15 protein-coding genes and 1 pseudogene are annotated in these 18,949 nt (G+C 70.4%); 8 read left to right on the top strand and 8 right to left on the bottom strand.

Features of this window, described 5'->3' with window-relative positions; all coding sequences use genetic code 11:
- The first annotated feature begins 181 nt into the window (after window positions 1-181).
- From AB0O01_RS06050 to AB0O01_RS06070, 5 genes are all read left to right on the top strand, one after another.
- Window positions 182-1,372 (top strand): LCP family protein, encoded by a 1,191-nt coding sequence (locus AB0O01_RS06050; protein WP_365311760.1) that lies wholly within the window; start codon window positions 182-184, stop codon window positions 1,370-1,372.
- Between the two features lie 256 nt (window positions 1,373-1,628).
- The gene (locus tag AB0O01_RS06055) at window positions 1,629-3,491 is read left to right on the top strand and encodes an LCP family protein (protein ID WP_365311286.1); all 1,863 of its coding nucleotides are present in this window, start codon (window positions 1,629-1,631) and stop codon (window positions 3,489-3,491) included.
- A 403-nt stretch (window positions 3,492-3,894) separates the two neighbouring features.
- On the top strand, window positions 3,895-5,439 hold the full coding sequence (locus AB0O01_RS06060) for an LCP family protein (protein ID WP_365311761.1): 1,545 nt from the start codon (window positions 3,895-3,897) through the stop codon (window positions 5,437-5,439).
- Between the two features lie 149 nt (window positions 5,440-5,588).
- Complete coding sequence (locus AB0O01_RS06065; protein WP_365311287.1) at window positions 5,589-7,286, top strand: LCP family protein; 1,698 nt, start codon at window positions 5,589-5,591, stop codon at window positions 7,284-7,286.
- A 369-nt stretch (window positions 7,287-7,655) separates the two neighbouring features.
- On the top strand, window positions 7,656-9,200 hold the full coding sequence (locus AB0O01_RS06070) for an LCP family protein (RefSeq protein WP_365311288.1): 1,545 nt from the start codon (window positions 7,656-7,658) through the stop codon (window positions 9,198-9,200).
- 221 nt (window positions 9,201-9,421) lie between these two features.
- On the opposite strand, the gene AB0O01_RS06075 is transcribed toward AB0O01_RS06070, so the two are convergent.
- The gene (locus tag AB0O01_RS06075; RefSeq protein WP_365311289.1) at window positions 9,422-9,964 is read right to left on the bottom strand and encodes an acyl-CoA thioesterase; all 543 of its coding nucleotides are present in this window, start codon (window positions 9,962-9,964) and stop codon (window positions 9,422-9,424) included.
- Between the two features lie 119 nt (window positions 9,965-10,083).
- Here AB0O01_RS06075 and AB0O01_RS06080 point away from each other — a divergent pair, with 119 nt between their 5' ends.
- Window positions 10,084-11,397, top strand: coding sequence for an LCP family protein (locus tag AB0O01_RS06080; RefSeq protein ID WP_365311290.1), 1,314 nt, complete (start codon window positions 10,084-10,086; stop codon window positions 11,395-11,397).
- A 45-nt stretch (window positions 11,398-11,442) separates the two neighbouring features.
- On the opposite strand, the gene AB0O01_RS06085 is transcribed toward AB0O01_RS06080, so the two are convergent.
- Window positions 11,443-11,799: a VOC family protein gene (locus tag AB0O01_RS06085; RefSeq protein ID WP_365311291.1), complete on the bottom strand. Its 357-nt coding sequence runs from the start codon at window positions 11,797-11,799 to the stop codon at window positions 11,443-11,445.
- A 109-nt stretch (window positions 11,800-11,908) separates the two neighbouring features.
- Here AB0O01_RS06085 and AB0O01_RS06090 point away from each other — a divergent pair, with 109 nt between their 5' ends.
- Window positions 11,909-12,415: a CGNR zinc finger domain-containing protein gene (locus tag AB0O01_RS06090; RefSeq protein ID WP_365311292.1), complete on the top strand. Its 507-nt coding sequence runs from the start codon at window positions 11,909-11,911 to the stop codon at window positions 12,413-12,415.
- A 197-nt stretch (window positions 12,416-12,612) separates the two neighbouring features.
- Here the strand turns inward: AB0O01_RS06090 and AB0O01_RS06095 are convergent, their stop codons facing one another.
- Window positions 12,613-13,956: a UDP-glucose/GDP-mannose dehydrogenase family protein gene (locus AB0O01_RS06095; RefSeq protein ID WP_365311293.1), complete on the bottom strand. Its 1,344-nt coding sequence runs from the start codon at window positions 13,954-13,956 to the stop codon at window positions 12,613-12,615.
- A gap of 280 nt (window positions 13,957-14,236) precedes the next feature.
- Between AB0O01_RS06095 and AB0O01_RS06100 the strand changes: the two genes are divergently transcribed.
- Window positions 14,237-15,394, top strand: a complete 1,158-nt coding sequence (locus tag AB0O01_RS06100; protein ID WP_365311294.1) for an acyl-CoA dehydrogenase — start codon at window positions 14,237-14,239, stop codon at window positions 15,392-15,394.
- Between the two features lie 196 nt (window positions 15,395-15,590).
- Here the strand turns inward: AB0O01_RS06100 and AB0O01_RS06105 are convergent, their stop codons facing one another.
- From AB0O01_RS06105 to AB0O01_RS06125, 5 genes and pseudogenes are all read right to left on the bottom strand, one after another.
- Window positions 15,591-16,058 (bottom strand): hypothetical protein, encoded by a 468-nt coding sequence (locus AB0O01_RS06105; protein ID WP_365311295.1) that lies wholly within the window; start codon window positions 16,056-16,058, stop codon window positions 15,591-15,593.
- 82 nt (window positions 16,059-16,140) lie between these two features.
- On the bottom strand, window positions 16,141-16,374 hold the full coding sequence (locus AB0O01_RS06110) for a DUF397 domain-containing protein (RefSeq protein WP_365311296.1): 234 nt from the start codon (window positions 16,372-16,374) through the stop codon (window positions 16,141-16,143).
- 416 nt (window positions 16,375-16,790) lie between these two features.
- Window positions 16,791-17,621, bottom strand: a complete 831-nt coding sequence (locus tag AB0O01_RS06115; RefSeq protein ID WP_365311297.1) for a helix-turn-helix transcriptional regulator — start codon at window positions 17,619-17,621, stop codon at window positions 16,791-16,793.
- Window positions 17,618-17,893 (bottom strand): annotated as a pseudogene (locus tag AB0O01_RS06120) (DUF6879 family protein); the annotation flags it as partial. The gene AB0O01_RS06115 and the pseudogene AB0O01_RS06120, both read right to left, overlap by 4 nt.
- A 298-nt stretch (window positions 17,894-18,191) precedes the next feature.
- Window positions 18,192-18,902 (bottom strand): membrane dipeptidase, encoded by a 711-nt coding sequence (locus AB0O01_RS06125; RefSeq protein ID WP_365311298.1) that lies wholly within the window; start codon window positions 18,900-18,902, stop codon window positions 18,192-18,194.
- Between the last annotated feature and the right edge of the window lie 47 nt (window positions 18,903-18,949).

The raw sequence follows: 18,949 nt of genomic DNA on the forward strand, positions 1-18,949 counted from the left end.
AGCCGCTCCCCGGGGGGGGTCCCTCCGGGCCGGGTCCGGGGGCACCTGGCCCGGAGGGACCCCCCGGGGACACCCGGAGGGGACGGGTCACCCGTCCGGCCCTCCCCGGGGCGCCCCCGCCGCCCTCCCCCGGCATCGTCGTAGGCGCAGCGAGTCGGCGGCCGTAGGGGGTGGGTGCGTGGTGGGTGGTGGGTCCGCAGGGGGCGACGGGGCACCGGCCCCCGGGGGCGTCTCGACTCCCGGGGGTGCCTCGGCCCTCGGGGGCGGGGTACGTCGGCGGCGGCGCCGGCGCCTGCTGCGCGCGGGCGCGCTCGGCGGGGCGGGGCTGCTGCTGGCGGGGGCGGGCATCGGATGGGGCGTCTATCTGAAGCTGAACGGGAACATCACCGCCGACGAGGCCGCCGCCCGGGAGCTGGCCCGGTACGAGAAGGAGCGGCCCACCGCGCTGGTGAAGGGCGCGCAGAACCTGCTGCTCCTCGGCTCCGACTCCCGTGCCGGGGACGGCAATCGGGCCTACGGGCAGGACGACGGCACCGAGCGCTCGGACACCGCGATCCTGCTGCATCTGCCCGCCGGGCGGAACAGCGCCACGGCCGTGTCGATCCCCCGCGATCTGATGGTGGACCTGCCGTCCTGCCGCGACCGGGAGGGCGGGCGCAACGCGCCGGTGTTCACGATGTTCAACCGGGCCTACGAGACCGGGGGTTCGGCGTGCACGATCCGGACCGTGGAAAAGCTGACGGACATCCGGATCGACCACCATCTCGTCGTCGACTTCAGCGGATTCAAGGAGATCGTGGACGCCCTCGACGGGGTGGAGATCTGCCTGGCGCGGCCCATTCACGACGAGGACGCCAAACTCCAACTGCCCGCGGGCCGGGTGACGCTCGACGGGGAACAGGCCCTCGGCTACGTCCGGGTCCGCAAGTCGCTCGGCGACGGCAGCGACACCGACCGGATGGACCGGCAGCAGCGCTTCCTGGCGGCCCTGGTGAAGAAGGTGCGCGGCAATGGCGTCCTGCTGAATCCGGCGAAGCTCTATCCGGTGCTGGACGCCGCCACCTCGTCCCTCACCACCGACCCGGGACTGGCCAGTCTGCGGAGTTTGTACGAGCTTGTTCGGGGACTGCGGAACATCCCCACCGAGCGGGTGCAATTCCTTACGGTCCCGCGGGAGTCGTATCCCGGCAACGCCAATCGCGATCAGCTCGTGGAGCCCGCCGCCGAGCGGCTCTTCGAACGTCTGCGCAGGGACGCCCCGGTCGACGTGGCCCCCGAGAAATCCGACAAGGCCGACAAGAAGCCCTCCCGGGAGGCGTCCGCCGCGCCCACTTTCCGGGGTGACACGGCCGCCCGGGACGGCTGTTCCTGAGGGTTTCCGGGCCACCCGGGTAAAGCGGGTCCCAAGCGGGCGTACGAGTGTTCAAAGAAATGGGCCGGATTGCCCAGTTGTAGGGACAACGAATTTCGGGCCGCCGTCGCTGGACGCTGAACTGGGCGGATAGTGTGAGCGCTTCGGTGTGTACTCGACCCGCGGACGTCGTGGTGTCGCGCACTGTGTGTACGAGACCCGAGCGCCTTTGAGGGGGTAAGGCGCCGCGTGGCCCCGACGGAGGATTCGGACAACCGTGGACGCGCAAGGCCGTGGGCGGGCGGAGAATGTCGATCCCGCAGACCAGTGGGTGCTCAATCCGAACACCGGTGAATACGAACTGCGACTGAGTCCTTCCGCACCGCAGTCACCGGTTCCCGGGCAACGCGGAGCGGGCAGACCGCCGCGTTCCCGCAAGGCGTCGGCGCCCGATGACGGGGGCGCCACCCGGCAGACACGGGGCGGCAGCCGCGCCGGATCCGCTCCGGGCGGCAGTCGCTCCGGATCCGCTCCGGCCCGGTCGGGCCAGGGCGCGTCCGGCACGAGCGACACCCGTCAGGCCCCGGGACGCACCTCACCCGGACGGGACGTTCCCGGCCCGCGCCGGCGGCGCACCGCACCCGAGGAGCCGCCGCCCGGCCGGCGCGGCCGGCGCCCGGCGAAGAAGAGCCGGGCGAAGAAGGTGCTGGTGTGGACCGGCGGCACGATGGCCTTCGTACTGGTCGCGGCCGGGGTCGGCGGCTATCTGTATCTGAGGCATCTGGAAGGCAACGTCAGTACGACCGATGTCGGTGACGCGGGCTCCAGCAGTTTCGCCAAGGACGAGGCGTTCAACATCCTGCTCCTCGGTACGGACAAGCGCACCGGCGAGGGCAACGACGGCTACGGCGACACCGGCAGCGAGGGCCACGCCGACACCTCGATCCTGCTGCATGTCTCCAAGGACCGGACGAACGCGACCGCGCTCAGCATTCCGCGCGATCTGATCGTGGACATCCCGGACTGCGAGACCAAGCAGGAGGACGGCACCTCGACGGTGGTGCCGGGCGAGACCGGCGTCCGCTTCAACACCAGCCTGGGCCAGTCGGGCCGGGATGCCGGGTGCACCATGCGGACCGTCGAGGCGGTCACCGGGATCAAGCCGGACCACTTCATGATGGCCGACTTCAACGCGATCAAGACGCTGACCACGGCGGTGGGCGGGGTCGAGGTGTGTGTGGAGGAGCCGGTCGACGACCCGGACTCCAAGCTGAAACTGCCCGAGGGCACGTCGGTCATCGAGGGGGAGCAGGCGCTCGCGTTCGTCCGGACCCGGCACAGTTGGGGCAACAAGGGCGACCTGGACCGGATCAAAGTGCAGCAGCAGTTCCTGGGGTCGCTGATGCGGAAGATGTCGTCCAGCGACACCCTGACCAGCCCGAGCAAGCTGCTCTCCCTCGCCGAGGCGGCGACCGAGGCGCTGACCGTGGACACCGGTATCGGCAAGGTGTCGACGCTGACGGATGTGGCGCTGGAGCTGAAGAAGGTCCCGCCGAAGAACATCACCTTCACCACCGTGCCGGTGATCGACAACCCGGCCGAGGTGGTCAAGGCGACGGTGGTCGTGGACGAGACCAAGGGGCCCGAGGTCTTCGACGCCATCAACAACGACGTCTCCTTCACCGAGGTGAAGAAGCAGGAGAAGGCGGAGAAGGACGCGGCTGCGGCGGAGGCGGAGAAGCGGCTGGAGGGCACGAAGGCCGATCCGTCGGAGGTGCGGGTGCGGATCCTCAACGGCGGGGGCGGTGACGGGGCGGCGCAGCAGACGCTGACCTGGCTCCAGACCGAGGAGGGGGTCACCAAGTCCGAGCAGGTCGGCAACGCGGACGCGGACCAGCCGAAGACGAGCCTGGAGTACGCGCCGGACCAGGCGGACCAGGCGCGGGCGCTGGCGGAGATCATGGGGCTGCCGGGGACCGCGCTGAAGCCGGGGGAGAGTGTGGCCAACTCTCAGGGGCTGCCGGCGATGACGCTCATCCTGGGTGAGGACTTCAAGGGGGCGGGGACGCCGGTCACGGGGGCGACGGAGGCGCCTGAGGTGGAGAAGTCGACGGCGGATCAGGAGAAGTGCGCTAGCTGATTTACCGGGTGGGCTTGTGGGGGGCGGGGGGTGGGTGTCGGGTGCGGGTGGGTGGGGGCTGGTCGCGCAGTTCCTCCCCCAGAGGGGGTACCCCCAGCGCCCCTAAAAGCCTTGGGTCGGGTCGGCGTGAACCGGGTGCGGGTCCGCTGAAAGCTCTGGATCGGGGCGGTGTGATGCACGTCTGCGTCCCTGAAAGTCATGTCTCGTTGCCCGAACGTTCCCTTTCGGTGGTCCGGGGTGTGGATTTTGCTCGGGCGTGGCCAACCACCGGGCGGTCTCGTGGGTCTGACTGGTAGCCGATCCGCTGTCGGCGGGTCGGGCCGGGGTGGGGAAGGACGTGGACGTGAGCGGCAGCAGTGTGCGGGGAGACGCGCCCGCCGAGGGAAGCCGCGTGGACGACACCATGCCGCTGCGGCCCCGGACCGTCCGCTCCCGGCGCTCCCGAACCGGGCGCCGGCTGATCCGCTGGTCGGCGAGCACCCTCGCCGTCCTCATCCTGGGTACCGCGGGTGCCGGGTACCTCTACTACCAGCACCTCAGCGGCAATCTGGAGAAGGGCGAGCGCAGCAGCGGTGACTCCAAGGCCGAGCGGACCGCGCCCAACGCGGCCGGGCAGACGCCCCTCAACATCCTGCTCATCGGCTCCGACAGCCGCTCCTCCGACGCGAACGTGGCGCTCGGCGGCAGCCGCGACAACCGGGACAGCCCGCCCCTCGGCGACGTCCAGATGCTGATCCATCTCTCCGCCGACCGCAAGAGCGCGGCCGTGGTCACCATCCCCCGGGACACCCGGGTCGACATACCCGAGTGCAAGGACCCCGAGACCGGAGAGACGTTCCCGGCGACCAACGCCATCATCAATGAGTCCCTGGGCCGCGGCGGCGCCGGCTGCACCCTCGCCACCTGGGAGAACCTCACCGGTGTCTATATCGACCACTGGATGACCATCGACTTCGCCGGGGTCGTCAGCATGGCGGACGCCATCGGCGGGGTGGAGGTCTGCGTCAAGCAGAACGTCTGGGACCGTCCGCTGCCCGGGATGAAGGGCGGCTCCGGGCTGAAGATGACCCAGGGCCGCAAGAAGGTCCAGGGCGAGCAGGCCCTCCAGTGGCTCCGCACCCGGCACGCCTGGGGCAGTGACCTGCTGCGCGCCCGCGCCCAGCACATGTACCTCAACTCCATGATCCGCACCCTCAAGGAACAGAGCGTCTTCACCGACGGCGGGCGGCTGACCAGGCTCGCCGAGGCGGCCACCGAGTCGCTCGCGGTCTCCGAGGAGATCGGCTCGCCGAAGAAGCTCTACGACCTCGGGATGCAGCTCAAGACCGTGCCGACCGACCGCATCACCATGACGACCATGCCCAACGTCCAGGACCCCCAGGACGACAACCACGTCATCCCCGACAGCGCCGACGCCGAGACCATGTGGAAGATGCTCCGCGACGACATCCCCTTCGACAAGAACGGCGAGAAGGAGAAGGCCAAGAAAGACAAGGGGAAGGAGAAGCAGGCCGTTCAGGAGCCCTCCGTGCCCGATGCCGAGATCGGTGTGCAGGTGTACAACGGGACCGGCTCCTCGGATGAGGCCGCCGTTCCCCGGCGGGCCAGGGCCATCGCGCAGGAGCTGGTGGGGGCGGGGTTCGTACGGGCGGCGGCCGACTCCTCGGGGTCGCTGGCGCAGGAGCGCACCGAGGTGTCGTATCCGAGCGCGGAGCTGAAGGGGGACGCGCAGCGGGTGGCCGGGGCACTGGGGATTCCGCTGAGTTCGGTCAAGCGGTCCACCGAGGTCTCGGGGGTCACGCTGGTCGTGGGCGCCGACTGGCGGGAGGGTACGGCGTATCCGGAGCAGTCCGCGCCCGAGGCCGGGGACGTCCCCGACACCGCCGACGCCCTGAACGGTTCCGACGACACCCCGTGCATGGAGGTGTACGCGCCTTATCGCTGGTGACACACGTCACTCAGGCAGGGGTTGCCCGCCCGGGACCCGCTCGAAAAGATCGCAGACGTTCTGGTGTAGACCTGTAGAGCCGTGGACCTCGTGGTCCGGCCTCGGGTCCTTGATCCCCGTACCGCGCAGGGGTGGGGAGGACGGACACAATGACGCAGCACCGTGTGCGAGGGGAGGGCACGCTCACGCGCGCCCGGCGCGCCGCCGGGACGGACACCGGGACCGGGACGGACACCGGGGCGGACACCGGGACCGATACCGACATCGATGCCGACACCGACACCGATACCGAGGTCGAGGTCGAGGAGTCCGGGGCCGGGGGCGGGGGCGGGCCGGACGAGGAGCGCCCCGCCGCGCCCCGCCGTCGGCGCAGGCTTCTGAAGTGGGCCGCCGCCGGGCTCGCCCTCGCCGTGCTCGGCGCGGCGGGCGCCGGTTACCTCTACTACGAGCGGCTCAACGACAACCTCCGCAAGGACCACCTCAACCTCGGGGACGGCACGGTCGCCGCGCCCACCCCCAACGCCGCCGGGCAGACCCCGCTGAACATTCTCCTCATCGGCTCGGACGCCCGGGACTCCGAGGAGAACCAGCAACTGGGCGGCGCCCGGGAGACCTTCGGGGCGGCCCCGCTGGCCGATGTGCAGATGCTGCTGCATCTGTCGGCGGACCGCACCAACATGTCGGTGATCAGCATGCCCCGGGACACCCTGGTGGACATACCGAAGTGCACCGACCCCGACGACGGGACGGTGTACCCGGCGAGCGACGGCCGGGTGATGACCAACCAGAGCCTCGGGCACGGCGGTCCGGGGTGCGCGGTGGCGACCTGGCAGGAGCTGACCGGCATCCGTATCGACCACTTCATGATGGTCGACTTCGCCGGGGTGGTGAGCATGGCCGACGCCATCGGCGGGGTCCCGGTGTGCGTGGACGCCAACATCCTCTCCCGGACCGGTGACGGCAAGGGCTCCGGGCTGAAGCTGGAGAAGGGCACCACCGCGATCCAGGGCGAGCAGGCCCTCCAGTGGCTGCGCACCCGCTACGGCTTCGGCGACGGCAGCGATCTGGTCCGCGCCAAGGCCCAGCACATGTACATGAACTCGATGGTCCGCGAGCTGCGCGCCAACGCCACCCTGACCAGCCCGAACAAGCTGCGCCGACTGGTCGAGCAGGCCACCCGGGCGCTCACCGTCGACGAGGGCCTGGACACGGTGAAGAAGCTGTACGACCTGAGCAACGAACTGCGCAAGGTCGAGCCGGAGCGGATCACCATGACGACGATGCCCAACCGGTACGTGGGAGCCCGGGTCGAGCCCACCGAGGACGCCGAGCAGTTGTTCCGGCTGGTGCGGGAGGACATCGCGCTGGACGGCAAGGACGAGCCCGGGACGCCCGCGCAGGAGAAGCCGGTGGCGCCGCCCTCCGACCCGGCCGCCGACGACGCCGAGATCGCCGTACAGGTGCAGAACGGGACCCGGACGGAGAGGCTGGGACCGGCGTCGGGGCGGGCGAGCACGGTGGCGGGGCTGCTGGCGGAGGAGGGCTTCGCGGAGGCGTTCGCCGACCGGTCGTCCGCGCTGAGCGAGGAGCGGACGGTGGTGCGCTACCCGAGTGCCGATCTGGCGGGCGACGCCCACCGGGTGGCCGAGGCGCTGGGTGTCCCGGCGGACGCGGTGGAGAAGAGCACGGAGGTCTCCGGGGTCACCCTGGTGGTGGGCGCGGACTGGCGCGAGGGCACCCGCTACGAGGCGCCGGAGGCGGACGACTCGATGCCGGACACCGCGAGCCCCCTCAACGGGGCGGACGACAGCGCGTGCATGCAGGTGAATCCGAACTACACGTGGTGAACGGCGCGTCGGCCCGCGCCACCCGGTGAGCGGGGGCGCCACCCGGTGAGCGGGGCGCTCGGTCGGCGCCGCCCGGTGAGCGGGCCGCGCCCCCGGTACCCGCCGCCCGCCCGGCCGCAGATGCCGCTCCCCCTCCCCCCCTCCGTGGACGGGCATCATCACGGAAACGGCCGACGGCCGCATCCCGGATTGACGTTCATCAGTCCTCGCGTTACCGCGAACGGGGGACACCCGTGCGTGCCGCCGGGTGCGCTGCGCCGGGTCGCAGATCGTATGGGCCTACGGTGCTCACGGCCGGGCCCTGAATCCCGACGGGCCCCGATCCCGACAGGCCGGCCGCCCAGGCTCGCTCCGCCGGAGGTGTCCCCCATGCCCAGCACGCCACCCCGGTCGCCCGCCGGTCCCCGGCGCCGTGCGCAGCGGCCCGTACCGCAGCGCAGCCCCCGCCCGGACCCGGCGGCGGACGACCGGCCGCCCGCGCGCTCCGCCCCCGCGCGCTCCGCCGTACGGCCCCGGCGGCGGCCCCGTTGGGCCATGCGGGCGGTGACCACCCTGTCGGTGGTGGTGCTGGCGTCGGCGGGGATCGGGCACGCGGTGATGACCGGGCTGGACGCGGACATCGACCGCGTCGACCCCTTCAAGGACATGAAGAACCGGCCGCGCGCCGGGCACGGCATGAATGTGCTGCTGGTCGGCACGGACGGCCGGGACAAGATCTCCGAGGCCGAGCGGCGCAGGTACCGGCTGGGCGGGGCGCCCTGCCACTGCACCGACACGGTCATGATCGTGCACATTTCGGAGGACCGGGAGCGGGCGAGCGTGGTGAGCCTGCCCCGCGACTCGTACGCCGAACTGCCCGCGCACACCGACGCGACGACCGGGAAGCGGCACGGGGCGCACCCGGTCAAGCTGAACGCGGCGTACGCGGAGGGCGGGCCGCAGTTGACCGTCCGGACGGTCGAGCACATGACCAAGGTGAAGATCGACCATTACCTGGAGGTCGACTTCACCAGCTTCATGAAGACGGTGGACGTGCTGGGCGGGGTGGAGATCTGCACGGCCGAGCCGATGAAGGACACCTATACGGGGCTGAATCTGCCGGCCGGCCGCCATGAGATGACCGGCGGGCAGGCGCTCCAGTTCGTCCGGGCCCGGCATGTGGACGGGGCGTCGGACCTGGGGCGGATGGGCCGCCAGCAGCGGTTCCTGGCGGCGCTGGTGGAGCGGTCCACGTCGTCCGGGGTGCTGCTGAACCCGATGAAGTTCCGGGATGTGACGCGGGCGGTGCTGGGGTCGGTGCGGGCGGACCGGGGGTTCGGCACGGACGAGCTGCTGGACCTCGGCCGCGCCATGCGCAACTTCTCCCCGTCCTCCTCGGAGTTCACCACGGTCCCGATCGGCCAGATGGGATACGCGGTGAAGGGCATCGGGTCGACGCTGAAGTGGGACCCGGTGAAGTCGGAGGAACTGTTCCGGGCGCTGCGCGAGGACGAGCCCCTGTCGAAGCGGACGGGCACCCGCCCCGGCCCGGCGAAGGACTCCCCGGCACCGGCCCGGGTACCGGTCGCGCCGGACCGGATCCAGGTCCAGGTCGAGAACGGCACCGGGACGGCGGGGCTGGGGCGGCGGGTGGACACGGCGCTGGCGGCGGAGGGGTTCCGGACGACGGGGCAGCCGGTGAACGCGGCGGCGGTCGAGCGCACGGTGGTCTCCTACGACCCGCGCTGGGACCGCTCGGCGAGATCACTGGCGGCGGCCCTCCCCGGCAGCGAACTGCGCCCGGTGAAGGGACAGGGCCCGGTACTGAAGGTGACGGTCGGCCCCGACTTCCGCACCCTCCGCAAGGTCCACCCGGACACCCCGACCCCCTCACAGGAGCCGGTGGTGCGGGGGGATGAGGTGACCTGCGGGTAGGCACGCCGCTTTGGGGGCGGGGGCGCGCGTGTTGGGGGGCGGTGGGGGGCGGCGCCCTGCCTCTCTAGGGGCGCGGGGAACCGCGCACAGAGGAATCAGCAGCCTCGGACTCAAACGCGGGACAAGCGCAACGCCCCGCTTCTAGGGGCGCTGGGGCTACCCCCCTCTGGGGGAGGAAATGCGCGACCAGCCCCCACCCACCCGCACCCGACCCCGTACCCTCACTCCCCCACCACTCCCCGCTCCCGCAGCTCCAAAATGGCCCGCCGCCGCGCCAGCCGATGCGTACGCCGGATCTGTGCCTCCTGATACCTCCGCCGGTCCCGCTCCGTCTCCGGCAGCACCTCCGGCACCCCCCGCGGCCTCCCGTCCGCGTCGACCGCCGCGAAGACGAGATACGCCGACCCCACCTGCGTCGCCGGGGTCGACTCGTTCCACCGCTCGGCCATCACCCGCACGCCGACCTCCATCGACGTCCGCCCGGTCCAGTTGACCTGCGCCTTCACATGCACCAGGTCCCCGACCCGGACCGGCTCCAGGAACGCCATCTCGTCCATGGACGCCGTCACCGCGGGCCCGCCGCTGTGCCGCCCGGCGACCGCGCCCGCCGCGTCGTCGACGAGCTTCATGATGACGCCGCCGTGCACGGTCCCCAGCAGATTGGTGTCGTTGTGGGTCATGATCCGGCTGAGGGTGGTCCGCGAGGCGGACGTCGGCTTGCCGGGAATCGCGCTGCCGGGCGTCGCACCGGCCTGATCTGTCATACGGTCCACTTTATGCCGGGGTACGCACCGCGGACTTTGTGCCGGGTTCGCAACAGCCCCGCCCTGATTTTTCGCCGGACCTTGTGAGCCCCACGGTGGCACACGGCACACTAAGGCCCATGAATGACTGGCCCCAGGGATGGTCCGACGACAACCGCGGCGGCGCAGGCCGCAACCGCCACGGCGGCGGCAGCGGGAGCGCTCAGCCGGAGGGCGCGCGGGTGATGCGCCAGGTGCGCCGCGGGCCGTCCGGGGCCGGTGGCTACCCGCCCGCTCCCCCGCAGCAGCCGCCGCACCCCCCGTCCTACGACGGCGTCCCGCAGCAGTCGTCGTACGCGAACGGACCCGGGGGTGACTCCTACGACAGCGGGTACAACACCGGCCAGGTCTACGGCAGCGCCGGTGGCGGTGGCGGGCGCGGTGGCGGTGGCGGTGGGGGCGGGCGGCCCGCGCCCGACTGGCGGCGCCGGATCAAGGTGACCGCGATCACCGTCGTCACGGTGCTGGTCGTCACCTCGGTGGCCACCTACTTCTGGGCCGACGGCAAACTGAACCGCGAGGTCGATCTGTCGAAGGTGATCGACCGCCCGGAGGCCGGTGAGGGCACCAACTATCTGATCGTCGGCTCCGACAGCCGCGAGGGCATGACCGACGAGCAGAAGAAGGACCTGCACACCGGTTCCGCCGAGGGCAAGCGCACCGACTCGATGATGATCCTGCACACCGGGAGCAACGGCTCCACCCTCGTCTCCCTCCCCCGTGACTCGAACGTCGAGATCCCGAGCTTCGTCGGCTCCGAGTCCGGCAAGACGTACGAGGGCACCGGCCGTCAGGTGAAGCTCAACGCCGCCTATGCCGAGGACGGCCCGGAACTGCTGGTCCGCACGGTGGAGGCGAACACCGGGCTGCGCATCGACCACTACGTCGAGATCGGCTTCGCCGGGTTCGCGAACATCGTGGACGCGGTGGGCGGGGTCGAGATGGACATCCCGCAGGACATCAAGGACACGAAGTCGGGCGCGGACTTCAAGAAGGGCAAGCAGACCCTGAACGGCGAGGAGGCGCTCGCCTTCGTCCGCACCCGGTACGCGCTCGCCGGTTCCGACCTCGACCGCACCAAGAACCAGCAGAAGTTCCTGTCGGCGCTGGCCGGTCAGGTGGCGACGCCGGGTACGGTCCTCAACCCCTTCAAGCTGTACCCGACCATGGGCGCGGGCCTGGACTCGCTGATCGTCGACAAGGACATGGGCCTGTTCGACCTGGCGAGCATGTTCTGGGCGATGAAGAGCGTCAGCGGCGGTGACGGCACCTCGATGAACATGCCGCTGGCCGGGAACGCGGCCAACGGCAACCTCCAGTGGGACACCGAGAAGGTGAAGCAGTTGGTGGAGGAGCTGAAGAACGACGAGAAGGTGACCGTCACCGCCGACTGACGGCCGCCACGGTCTCCGCTCCTTCTCAGGCGTCTCCCGTACTTCTCAGGCCCGGCAGAGGCAGAACGGATGCCCTGCCGGGTCCGCGTACACCCGCCAGCCGCGCCCCTCGGCGCTGTCCAGCGGCTTGGCGCCCAGCGCCAGGACGGCCGCCTCCGCCGCGTCCAGATCCGCCACCGTCAGATCCAGATGGAACTGCTGGGAGCGCTCGCCCGACGGCCACTCGGGCGCCCGGTGCTCCGGCGCCCCCTGGAAGGCGAGACCCCGCCCGTCCGGCAGCCGCAGCTCCACCCAGTCCCCCTCACCGTCGACCGTGCCGCCGAGCACCCCGGCGTAGAACCCGGCGAGCGCGCGGGGGTCGGGACAGTCCAGGACGACGGCGCCCAGCGTGGCGAGAGCCATGATTCCTCCCCTTCAGGTCATTCACATCCATGCCGTTACCGCTAGAAGCCTTCTTACGGTAACGGCTCGCGTTACCGCATCATGGCGCACTGCCGGTAACCTCGCAAGCGTGACGGAGCGATCTCCCGCGCCCGGCGGTCTGGCGCTGGTCGAGGCGCTGGTGAACACGGTGGACCTGGAGTCCGGCGCGGACACCCTCGACAGCGCGGCCGGGCGCGCCCCCTTCCAGCTCACCGAGTCCGCGCTCGACGAGGCGCGTGAACTGCGTGAATCCCTGCGCGCGACCTGTCTGGCGCATGCCGGTCATCCCCCGCACCGCCCGGTGACCCCGCTCGGCGCGCTGCTGGCGCGGGCGCCGCTGTATGTGGACATCGACCCCGGGGACGGGTCGGCGCGGCTGGTCGCGGCGGACGGGGGCCCGCTGCTCTCGCGGGTCGCGGTGGCCGTGGCGGAGGCGGTCGCGGCCGGGACCTGGCTGCGGCTCAAGGCGTGCGAGCTGCCCGACTGCCACTGGGCGTACTACGACCGCAGTCCGGCCGGGCGGGGCCGCTGGTGCTCGATGCAGGTGTGCGGGGCGCGCGCGAAGATGCGGCGCTATCGGGCCAAGGGGGCGTGAGGGGGCGGGGGCGTGGGGCCAAGGGGGCATGAGGGGCCGGGCCCGGCGCCCCGGTTCGCCGCCCGGGGCCGTGGTGGGTGGGGCAGAATGCGTCGGGACGCCGGTTCGGCCGACTGAGCCTCGGCCGAACCGGCGTTCCCGTCCGCCGTCTGCCCGCCTCCCGTCCGCCCGTCTACCCGTCCGCCCGTGCGGGCGCCTCAGGCCGTCGGGCGGCCCATCGCCCGGTACGTCCAGCCCGCCTTGCGCCACACCTGGGGGTCGAGGGCGTTGCGCCCGTCCAGGATCACCCGGCGCGCGGCGGCCTCGCCGAGCACCGCCGGGTCCAGCTCGCGGAACTCCCGCCACTCGGTGAGATGCAGCACGACATCGGCGCCCCGCACCGCCTCCAGCACGGAGCCGGCGTACCCGAGGGTCGGGAAGAGCCGCTTGGCGTTGGCCATGCCCTTGGGGTCGTAGACGGTGACCTGGCCGCCCTGGAGGTGGATCTGCCCGGCGACATTGAGGGCCGGGGAGTCGCGTACGTCGTCGGAGTCGGGCTTGAAGGCGGCGCCGAGGACCGCGACGCGGGTGCCGAGGAAGGAGCCGGTGCCCAGCGCCTCGCGGGCCATCTCCACCATCTGGCCCCGGCGGCGCATATTGATCGAGTCGATCTCGCGCAGGAAGGTCAGGGCCTGGTCGGCGCCCAGTTCACCGGCGCGGGCCATGAAGGCGCGGATGTCCTTGGGCAGACAGCCGCCGCCGAAGCCGATACCGGCCCGCAGGAACTTGGCGCCGATCCGGTCGTCGTGGCCGATGGCCTCGGCGAGCCGGACGACATCGCCGTCGGCGGCCTCGCAGACCTCGGCCATGGCGTTGATGAAGGAGATCTTGGTGGCCAGGAAGGAGTTCGCGGCGGTCTTGACCAGCTCGGCGGTCGGGAAGTCGGTGACGACGAAGGGGGCGCCCTCGGCGAGGGGTCCGGCGTAGACCTCGCGCAGCAGCTTCTCGGCGCGCTCGCTGCGCACCCCGGCGACGATCCGGTCGGGGTGCAGGGTGTCGTGGACGGCGAAGCCCTCGCGCAGGAACTCCGGGTTCCAGGCCAGCTCGGCGGCGGCCCCGGCGGGGGCGTGGGCGGCGAGGTAGGCGGCGAGGCGCGCGGCGGAGCCGACGGGGACGGTGGACTTGCCGACGACCAGCACCGGGCGGGTGAGATGGGGGGCGAGCGAGGCGAAGGCGGCGTCGACATAGCTCATGTCGCAGGCGTACTCGCCGTGCCGCTGCGGGGTGTTCACACAGACGAAGTGGATGTCCCCGAAGGCGGCGGCCTCGGCGTAGTCGGTGGTGAAGCGGAGCCGTCCGGTGGCGCCCTCGATCCCGGCGACGTGCTTGCGCAGCAGGTCCTCCAAGCCGGGTTCGTACATCGGGACCTCACCGCGGCGGAGCGTCTCGATCTTCTCCGGGACCACATCCAGCCCGAGCACCTCGAAGCCCAGCTCGGCCATGGCCGCGGCATGGGTGGCGCCGAGATAGCCGGTGCCGATCACGGTGATCTTCAGGGCCATGGGGTACTCACTCCAGAAGACGAACGGATGGTGCAGTGGCTGGTGCAGTGGGTGGTGCTGAAGGTGGTGCTGTGGGTGGTGCTGAGAATGGCGCGGGGTGCGGCGCCGGACGCGGTGCCCGAGCATAGTCGGGGGCGTGCGCCCGGCCTCAACGGGCAGTTTTCCCGATGTCGTCCAGGTCACGTACCCGTCCGCCGGACCGCCCTCTAAAATTCGGGTTACTTAACGGTAATTTGCAGAGACATCCCCACGTCACCGTCGTATGTGGAGCGTGAGAACCGTGGCCGGATCGGCTGATTTCGACCTGTACCGCCCGTCCGAGGAGCACGACATGCTCCGGGACGCCGTCCGCGCGCTGGCCGAGGCGAAGATCGCGCCGTTCGCCGCCGCGGTGGACGAGGAGGCCCGCTTCCCGCAGGAGGCGCTGACCGCGCTGGTGGCCAACGAGCTGCACGCGGTGCATGTGCCCGAGGAGTACGGCGGCTCCGGCGCGGACGCGCTGGCCACGGTGATCGTGATCGAGGAGGTGGCCCGCGTCTGCGCGTCCTCCTCCCTGATCCCGGCGGTGAACAAGCTGGGCTCGCTGCCGGTGATCCTGTCCGGCTCCGAGGACCTGAAGAAGAAGTACCTGGGCCCGCTGGCCAAGGGCGACGGGATGTTCTCGTACTGTCTCTCCGAGCCGGACGCGGGCTCGGACGCGGCCGGGATGAAGACGAGGGCGGTCCGCGACGGCGACCACTACGTCCTCAACGGCGTGAAGCGCTGGATCACCAACGCGGGCGTCTCCGAGTACTACACGGTGATGGCCGTGACCGACCCCGAGAAGCGCTCCAAGGGGATCTCCGCGTTCGTGGTGGAGAAGTCGGACGAGGGGGTCTCCTTCGGCGCACCGGAGAAGAAGCTCGGCATCAAGGGCTCCCCGACCCGCGAGGTCTATCTCGACAACGTCCGGATCCCCGCGGACCGGCTGATCGGCGCCGAGGGCACCGGCTTCGCCACCGCGATGCGCACCCTGGACCACACCCGGATCACCATCGCCGCCCAGGCCCTCGGCATCGCCCAGGGCGCCCTCGACTACGCCAAGGGCTATGTCAGGGAGCGCAAGCAGTTCGGCAAGCCGATCGGTGACTTCCAGGGCGTCCAGTTCATGCTGGCCGACATGGCGATGAAGATCGAGGCGGCCCGCCAGCTCACCTACGCCGCCGCCGCCAAGTCCGAGCGCGGCGACAGCGACCTCACCTTCCAGGGCGCGGCGGCCAAGTGCTTCGCCTCGGACGTCGCGATGGAGGTCACCACGGACGCCGTCCAGCTCCTCGGCGGCTACGGCTACACCCGGGACTACCCGGTGGAGCGGATGATGCGCGACGCCAAGATCACGCAGATCTATGAGGGGACGAATCAGGTGCAGCGGATCGTGATGGCGAGGAACCTGCCTTAGCAGGTTTTTGCAGGTCAGAAGCCGTTTCACCGGCCGAATGGACATCCTCGGCCTTCCGTCCGCCGCAGCCCGATCGGGGCCGTTCGCGGGCGTCGTGCTGGGAAGATCCTGGGCGGATGCTGGGCTGAGAACGACCACTGACGTGCACAAACAACGCGGCCCCGGCCCGATGGCCGGGGCTTCCTTGTTCCGCCGGTCATGTGAGGGGGCAGCCGAGTCGAGGGTGGGAACGGTTCGGGGAGCAGGTCACCACTGCCAGGGACAGAAATGTGGGGCGTTCGAGGTAGAAGCCGTACGACACGTCCCCGCCCGACCGCAGGTGTCCGGCCGCGCTGTTCACCAGCCGGGCCAGGCGGGTGGTGTCCCGGTCCCTCTGTGATGCGAGGCGAGGGGCGTGGTCGGCCAGCCGCTCACCGAGCCACGCCGCCCCCTCCTCCGCCTCCTCCCATGTGCCGCCGACCAGGGAACGCGGCTTGACCAGCCAGTGGGCCGTCTCCAGTGGCGGCAGATCAGAAATGGGGAACTCCGCGGCCACCTCGCGGTACCGCTGGATCAGCTCCGGTCTGCTCCCGGCCGGGGGCGGCTCGGGATGCGGGGGCCGTCGCAGTGCCTCCCGGTCGAAGCGTTCCTTCGGGCCGGTCCACAGATAGCCGTGATGGTGCACGAGTCGATCCCGTTCCGGAAGTGCCGGACGGACCGGGCCAACGAAAGGGGATGGACCCGGTCCTGCGGTGAAGGGGAGGAGGTCAGACGCCGAGGCCGAAGCGGGCCGGGTCGATCCCGGCCGCGTCGAGTTCCTCCGTGGTGAACCGCAGCGGCTGCCCGTCCGGCCGCTTGCTGTCACCGAGTGCCCAGGCGTCACCGCCGATCCGGGCCAGCGTCACGCACGCCTCACCGTCCGGATGCGTGCTGCCGCCGCACGCCTTCACAAAGACGGCCCCGCTGATGTCGAGGCCGTACAGGTCGATTCCGTTCAGCATCACTGCACCTTCCTGCTCGACTGATCGCGGCCATGACCGGCCGCCACCGCCCATGACGGGCGGAAGTTCAATGAAGGAAATGAAGGAAATGAAGGAGCGAGAAGAGACTTCAGCGCCTGGAGCGTTGGCCGCCTTCCGCGCAGCGCCGGCACTCGCACGGCGGCCAGGCACTGCTGAGCAGGGGCGGAGGATCGTCGGTTGAGGACACGGTCCGCACCGGCCCCCAGGTCCGCCCCGAGTCACGAGAAACGCACAAGGTCATCAGCGGGCGGTCGGCGCAAGCGGGTTGGGGCGATGGGTCGCGCCCCGAATCTTTCAGACGGGTCGCTGCTGGGGTGTTGGCTCCAGGATCTGGATTTCCCTCTTCGCTCTCCATGGCTCCATGGCTCCATGTTCGGCGACCCAGGGAAATTGCTCTACCCTGTTTCCTGTTGCCGCAAAAACTCGTCACGGATGCCATCGACCAGACTCCGCATTTCGTCACCAAACAACGCCACTCGGGAAAATCCGTCGAACTTCTTTACGTAGACATCAATGTCTCTGGGGTCGGTAACGAGCACCTCGGCATGAATCATTTCCACGGTTACCATTCGGTTGTCCCGAATCGCAAAGGAATGGTTCGCCATGTCATGCTGTTGAATATCCAGAGGGACCACACGGATGTCGACATGGGAGAGCCGCGATATGGAAACGATCCTGTCCAGTTGTGCAGCCATCATGGGAGGCGGGACGATCCGCCACCTCAGCACGGGTTCCGTGATGACGAACCGCAGTGACTTGGATGTGTTGTAGAGAATGGCCTGGCGCTCCAGTCGACCACTGATCGTGCGGGCCAGCGTGTCATCGCTGAGGTCGTGGCGTTGCAGCACCGCCCGGATGTACTCAGGGGTCTGGAGCAGTCCAGGAACCAGGGCCGGTTGAAACATCCGCAGGACCGACATCTGGGCTTCGAGGGCTTTGACCTCCTGCTGACCCTTGTGAACGCCGACTCGCTTCAGCAGTCGCCACTCTGTCGTCTCGGTACCCGCTGACCGAGCGGCCTCGGTGTACTCGGCCTTGATCTGAGGGGAGACCCCTATGGCGACAAGGATGCGCTCCACGTCCGTCACGCTGGGCGCCAGTTTCGCGTTCTCGATCTTGGACAGCTTGGAGGGGGACATGAGTGCGCCCCGGGCGACTGTCTTGGCCTCCTTGCCGGATGCCTGTCGCAGTGCCCGCAGCGCAGCCCCCAACTGTGCCCTGTTCACGCCTTGTGCTTGGCCCACCATTCGGTGAACGGCTCCGCGTGGGCGAGTGCCACGTCACGGTGCCTGACGAACTCCGGTGTTCGGTTCGACGGCAGAATTTCCGCACCTCGGTATTTTCCGACGTCGTCGTATTCCATCACAGCCACGGATTCGGAGTCGAAGAACCAGAAGTCAGGAACGTCCCGCAGGGGGTTCGGCCCGTCGGTGATGTCCAGGATGAAGAACTCTTCGCCCCCGACCATGTTCTTCTGATACCCCCACCCGAGTTCGAATCCAGCGGGATTTCCACCAAGTTTTCGTGAGCGGGAATCCGAAGCCCGTGGTCAGTCGGTGTTCCTCCCTGAACCAACAGCGTGCCACGATCCGTCGCGTAGATCGTCGGGCATTCCGTGATGTCACACGTGCTGACCAGCTTGGTGACCTTCATGGCCTGGGTTCCCCTCTCCCGTGCTGCCGGTATCCCGCACCTGGATCGATGCTCCCGACGCCAGGGTGCGCGGGTCAAGCAATCACGGTTGACGGAACGGGAAACCGCACAACCACCCCGAAGCCCGCCGCCGCGCCGTCCGCTCAGCCGTCCGGTTCGGCGATGCTCGCTGTCGACGGGGCGCGGCGGGTCTGGGCGGCCCTGGCGGTGGTGGCGGTGGCGCGCAGGACGCGTTGGATGTTTCCCCAGGTCAGCAGGGCGAGGTCGGGGTGGGGCCAGTCGCGGCGCAGGAGTTCGGCGATGAGGTAGGGGTAGCTCGCCGCGTCGGGGAGTTCCCGGGGGTGGGCGGTTCCGGCGTCGTAGGTGCCGGAGAGGGCCACCGCGTGCGGGCCGGCCACCCGGCGGACCTGGTCGAGGTGGTCGGCGACGTCCCGGACCGTCGGGCCGGTCTGCTCCGCGGTCAGCGGGACCATGACCAGCCCCTGGGCCGCGCCGATCTCGGCCAGCAGGTCGTCGGGGAGGTTCGCGGGGTGCGGGTCGGCGGCCAGTCCCTCGGGCAGGTGCAGGGCGCAGGACAGGGCGCCCGCCTGTCCGGCGCGCAGCCGGGGGATGTCGGTGTCGAGGGCGTTCTCGCCCAGCTCCAGGTCGTACCAGGGCAGATGGCGCAGGGCCCAGGGCAGTCCGCTGTAGCCGTCGGCGACGGGGTGGGCGGTGAGCAGGGCGCGGGCCAGGAAGAGGTGGTCGGGGTCGGAGTCCGGGGATGGGGGTGGTGGGGAGGGGGCTTCGTAGGGGGGCAGGGGGGTGAGCCGGGGCATGTCCGCCGTGGTGGGCAGTTCGTCCTGGAGGTCTGCCATCGTCGGCTCCGTACGCCCGCGATCCATGGGGTGAGCGTCAGGCGTGC

The organism is Streptomyces sp. NPDC093252, from assembly GCF_040683675.1.
Classification (GTDB): Bacteria; Actinomycetota; Actinomycetes; order Streptomycetales; family Streptomycetaceae; genus Streptomyces.

Bases quoted from the DNA above. Each gene is read 5' to 3' on its own strand.
- AB0O01_RS06060 (WP_365311761.1), top strand. From the start codon at position 3,895: ATGCCGCTGCGGCCCCGGACCGTCCGCTCCCGGCGCTCCCGAACCGGG.
- AB0O01_RS06065 (WP_365311287.1), top strand. From the start codon at position 5,589: ATGACGCAGCACCGTGTGCGAGGGGAGGGCACGCTCACGCGCGCCCGG.
- AB0O01_RS06070 (WP_365311288.1), top strand. From the start codon at position 7,656: ATGCCCAGCACGCCACCCCGGTCGCCCGCCGGTCCCCGGCGCCGTGCG.
- AB0O01_RS06075 (WP_365311289.1), bottom strand. From the start codon at position 9,964: ATGACAGATCAGGCCGGTGCGACGCCCGGCAGCGCGATTCCCGGCAAG.
- AB0O01_RS06080 (WP_365311290.1), top strand. From the start codon at position 10,084: ATGAATGACTGGCCCCAGGGATGGTCCGACGACAACCGCGGCGGCGCA.
- AB0O01_RS06085 (WP_365311291.1), bottom strand. From the start codon at position 11,799: ATGGCTCTCGCCACGCTGGGCGCCGTCGTCCTGGACTGTCCCGACCCC.
- AB0O01_RS06095 (WP_365311293.1), bottom strand. From the start codon at position 13,956: ATGGCCCTGAAGATCACCGTGATCGGCACCGGCTATCTCGGCGCCACC.
- AB0O01_RS06110 (WP_365311296.1), bottom strand. From the start codon at position 16,374: ATGCTGAACGGAATCGACCTGTACGGCCTCGACATCAGCGGGGCCGTC.
- AB0O01_RS06125 (WP_365311298.1), bottom strand. From the start codon at position 18,902: ATGGCAGACCTCCAGGACGAACTGCCCACCACGGCGGACATGCCCCGG.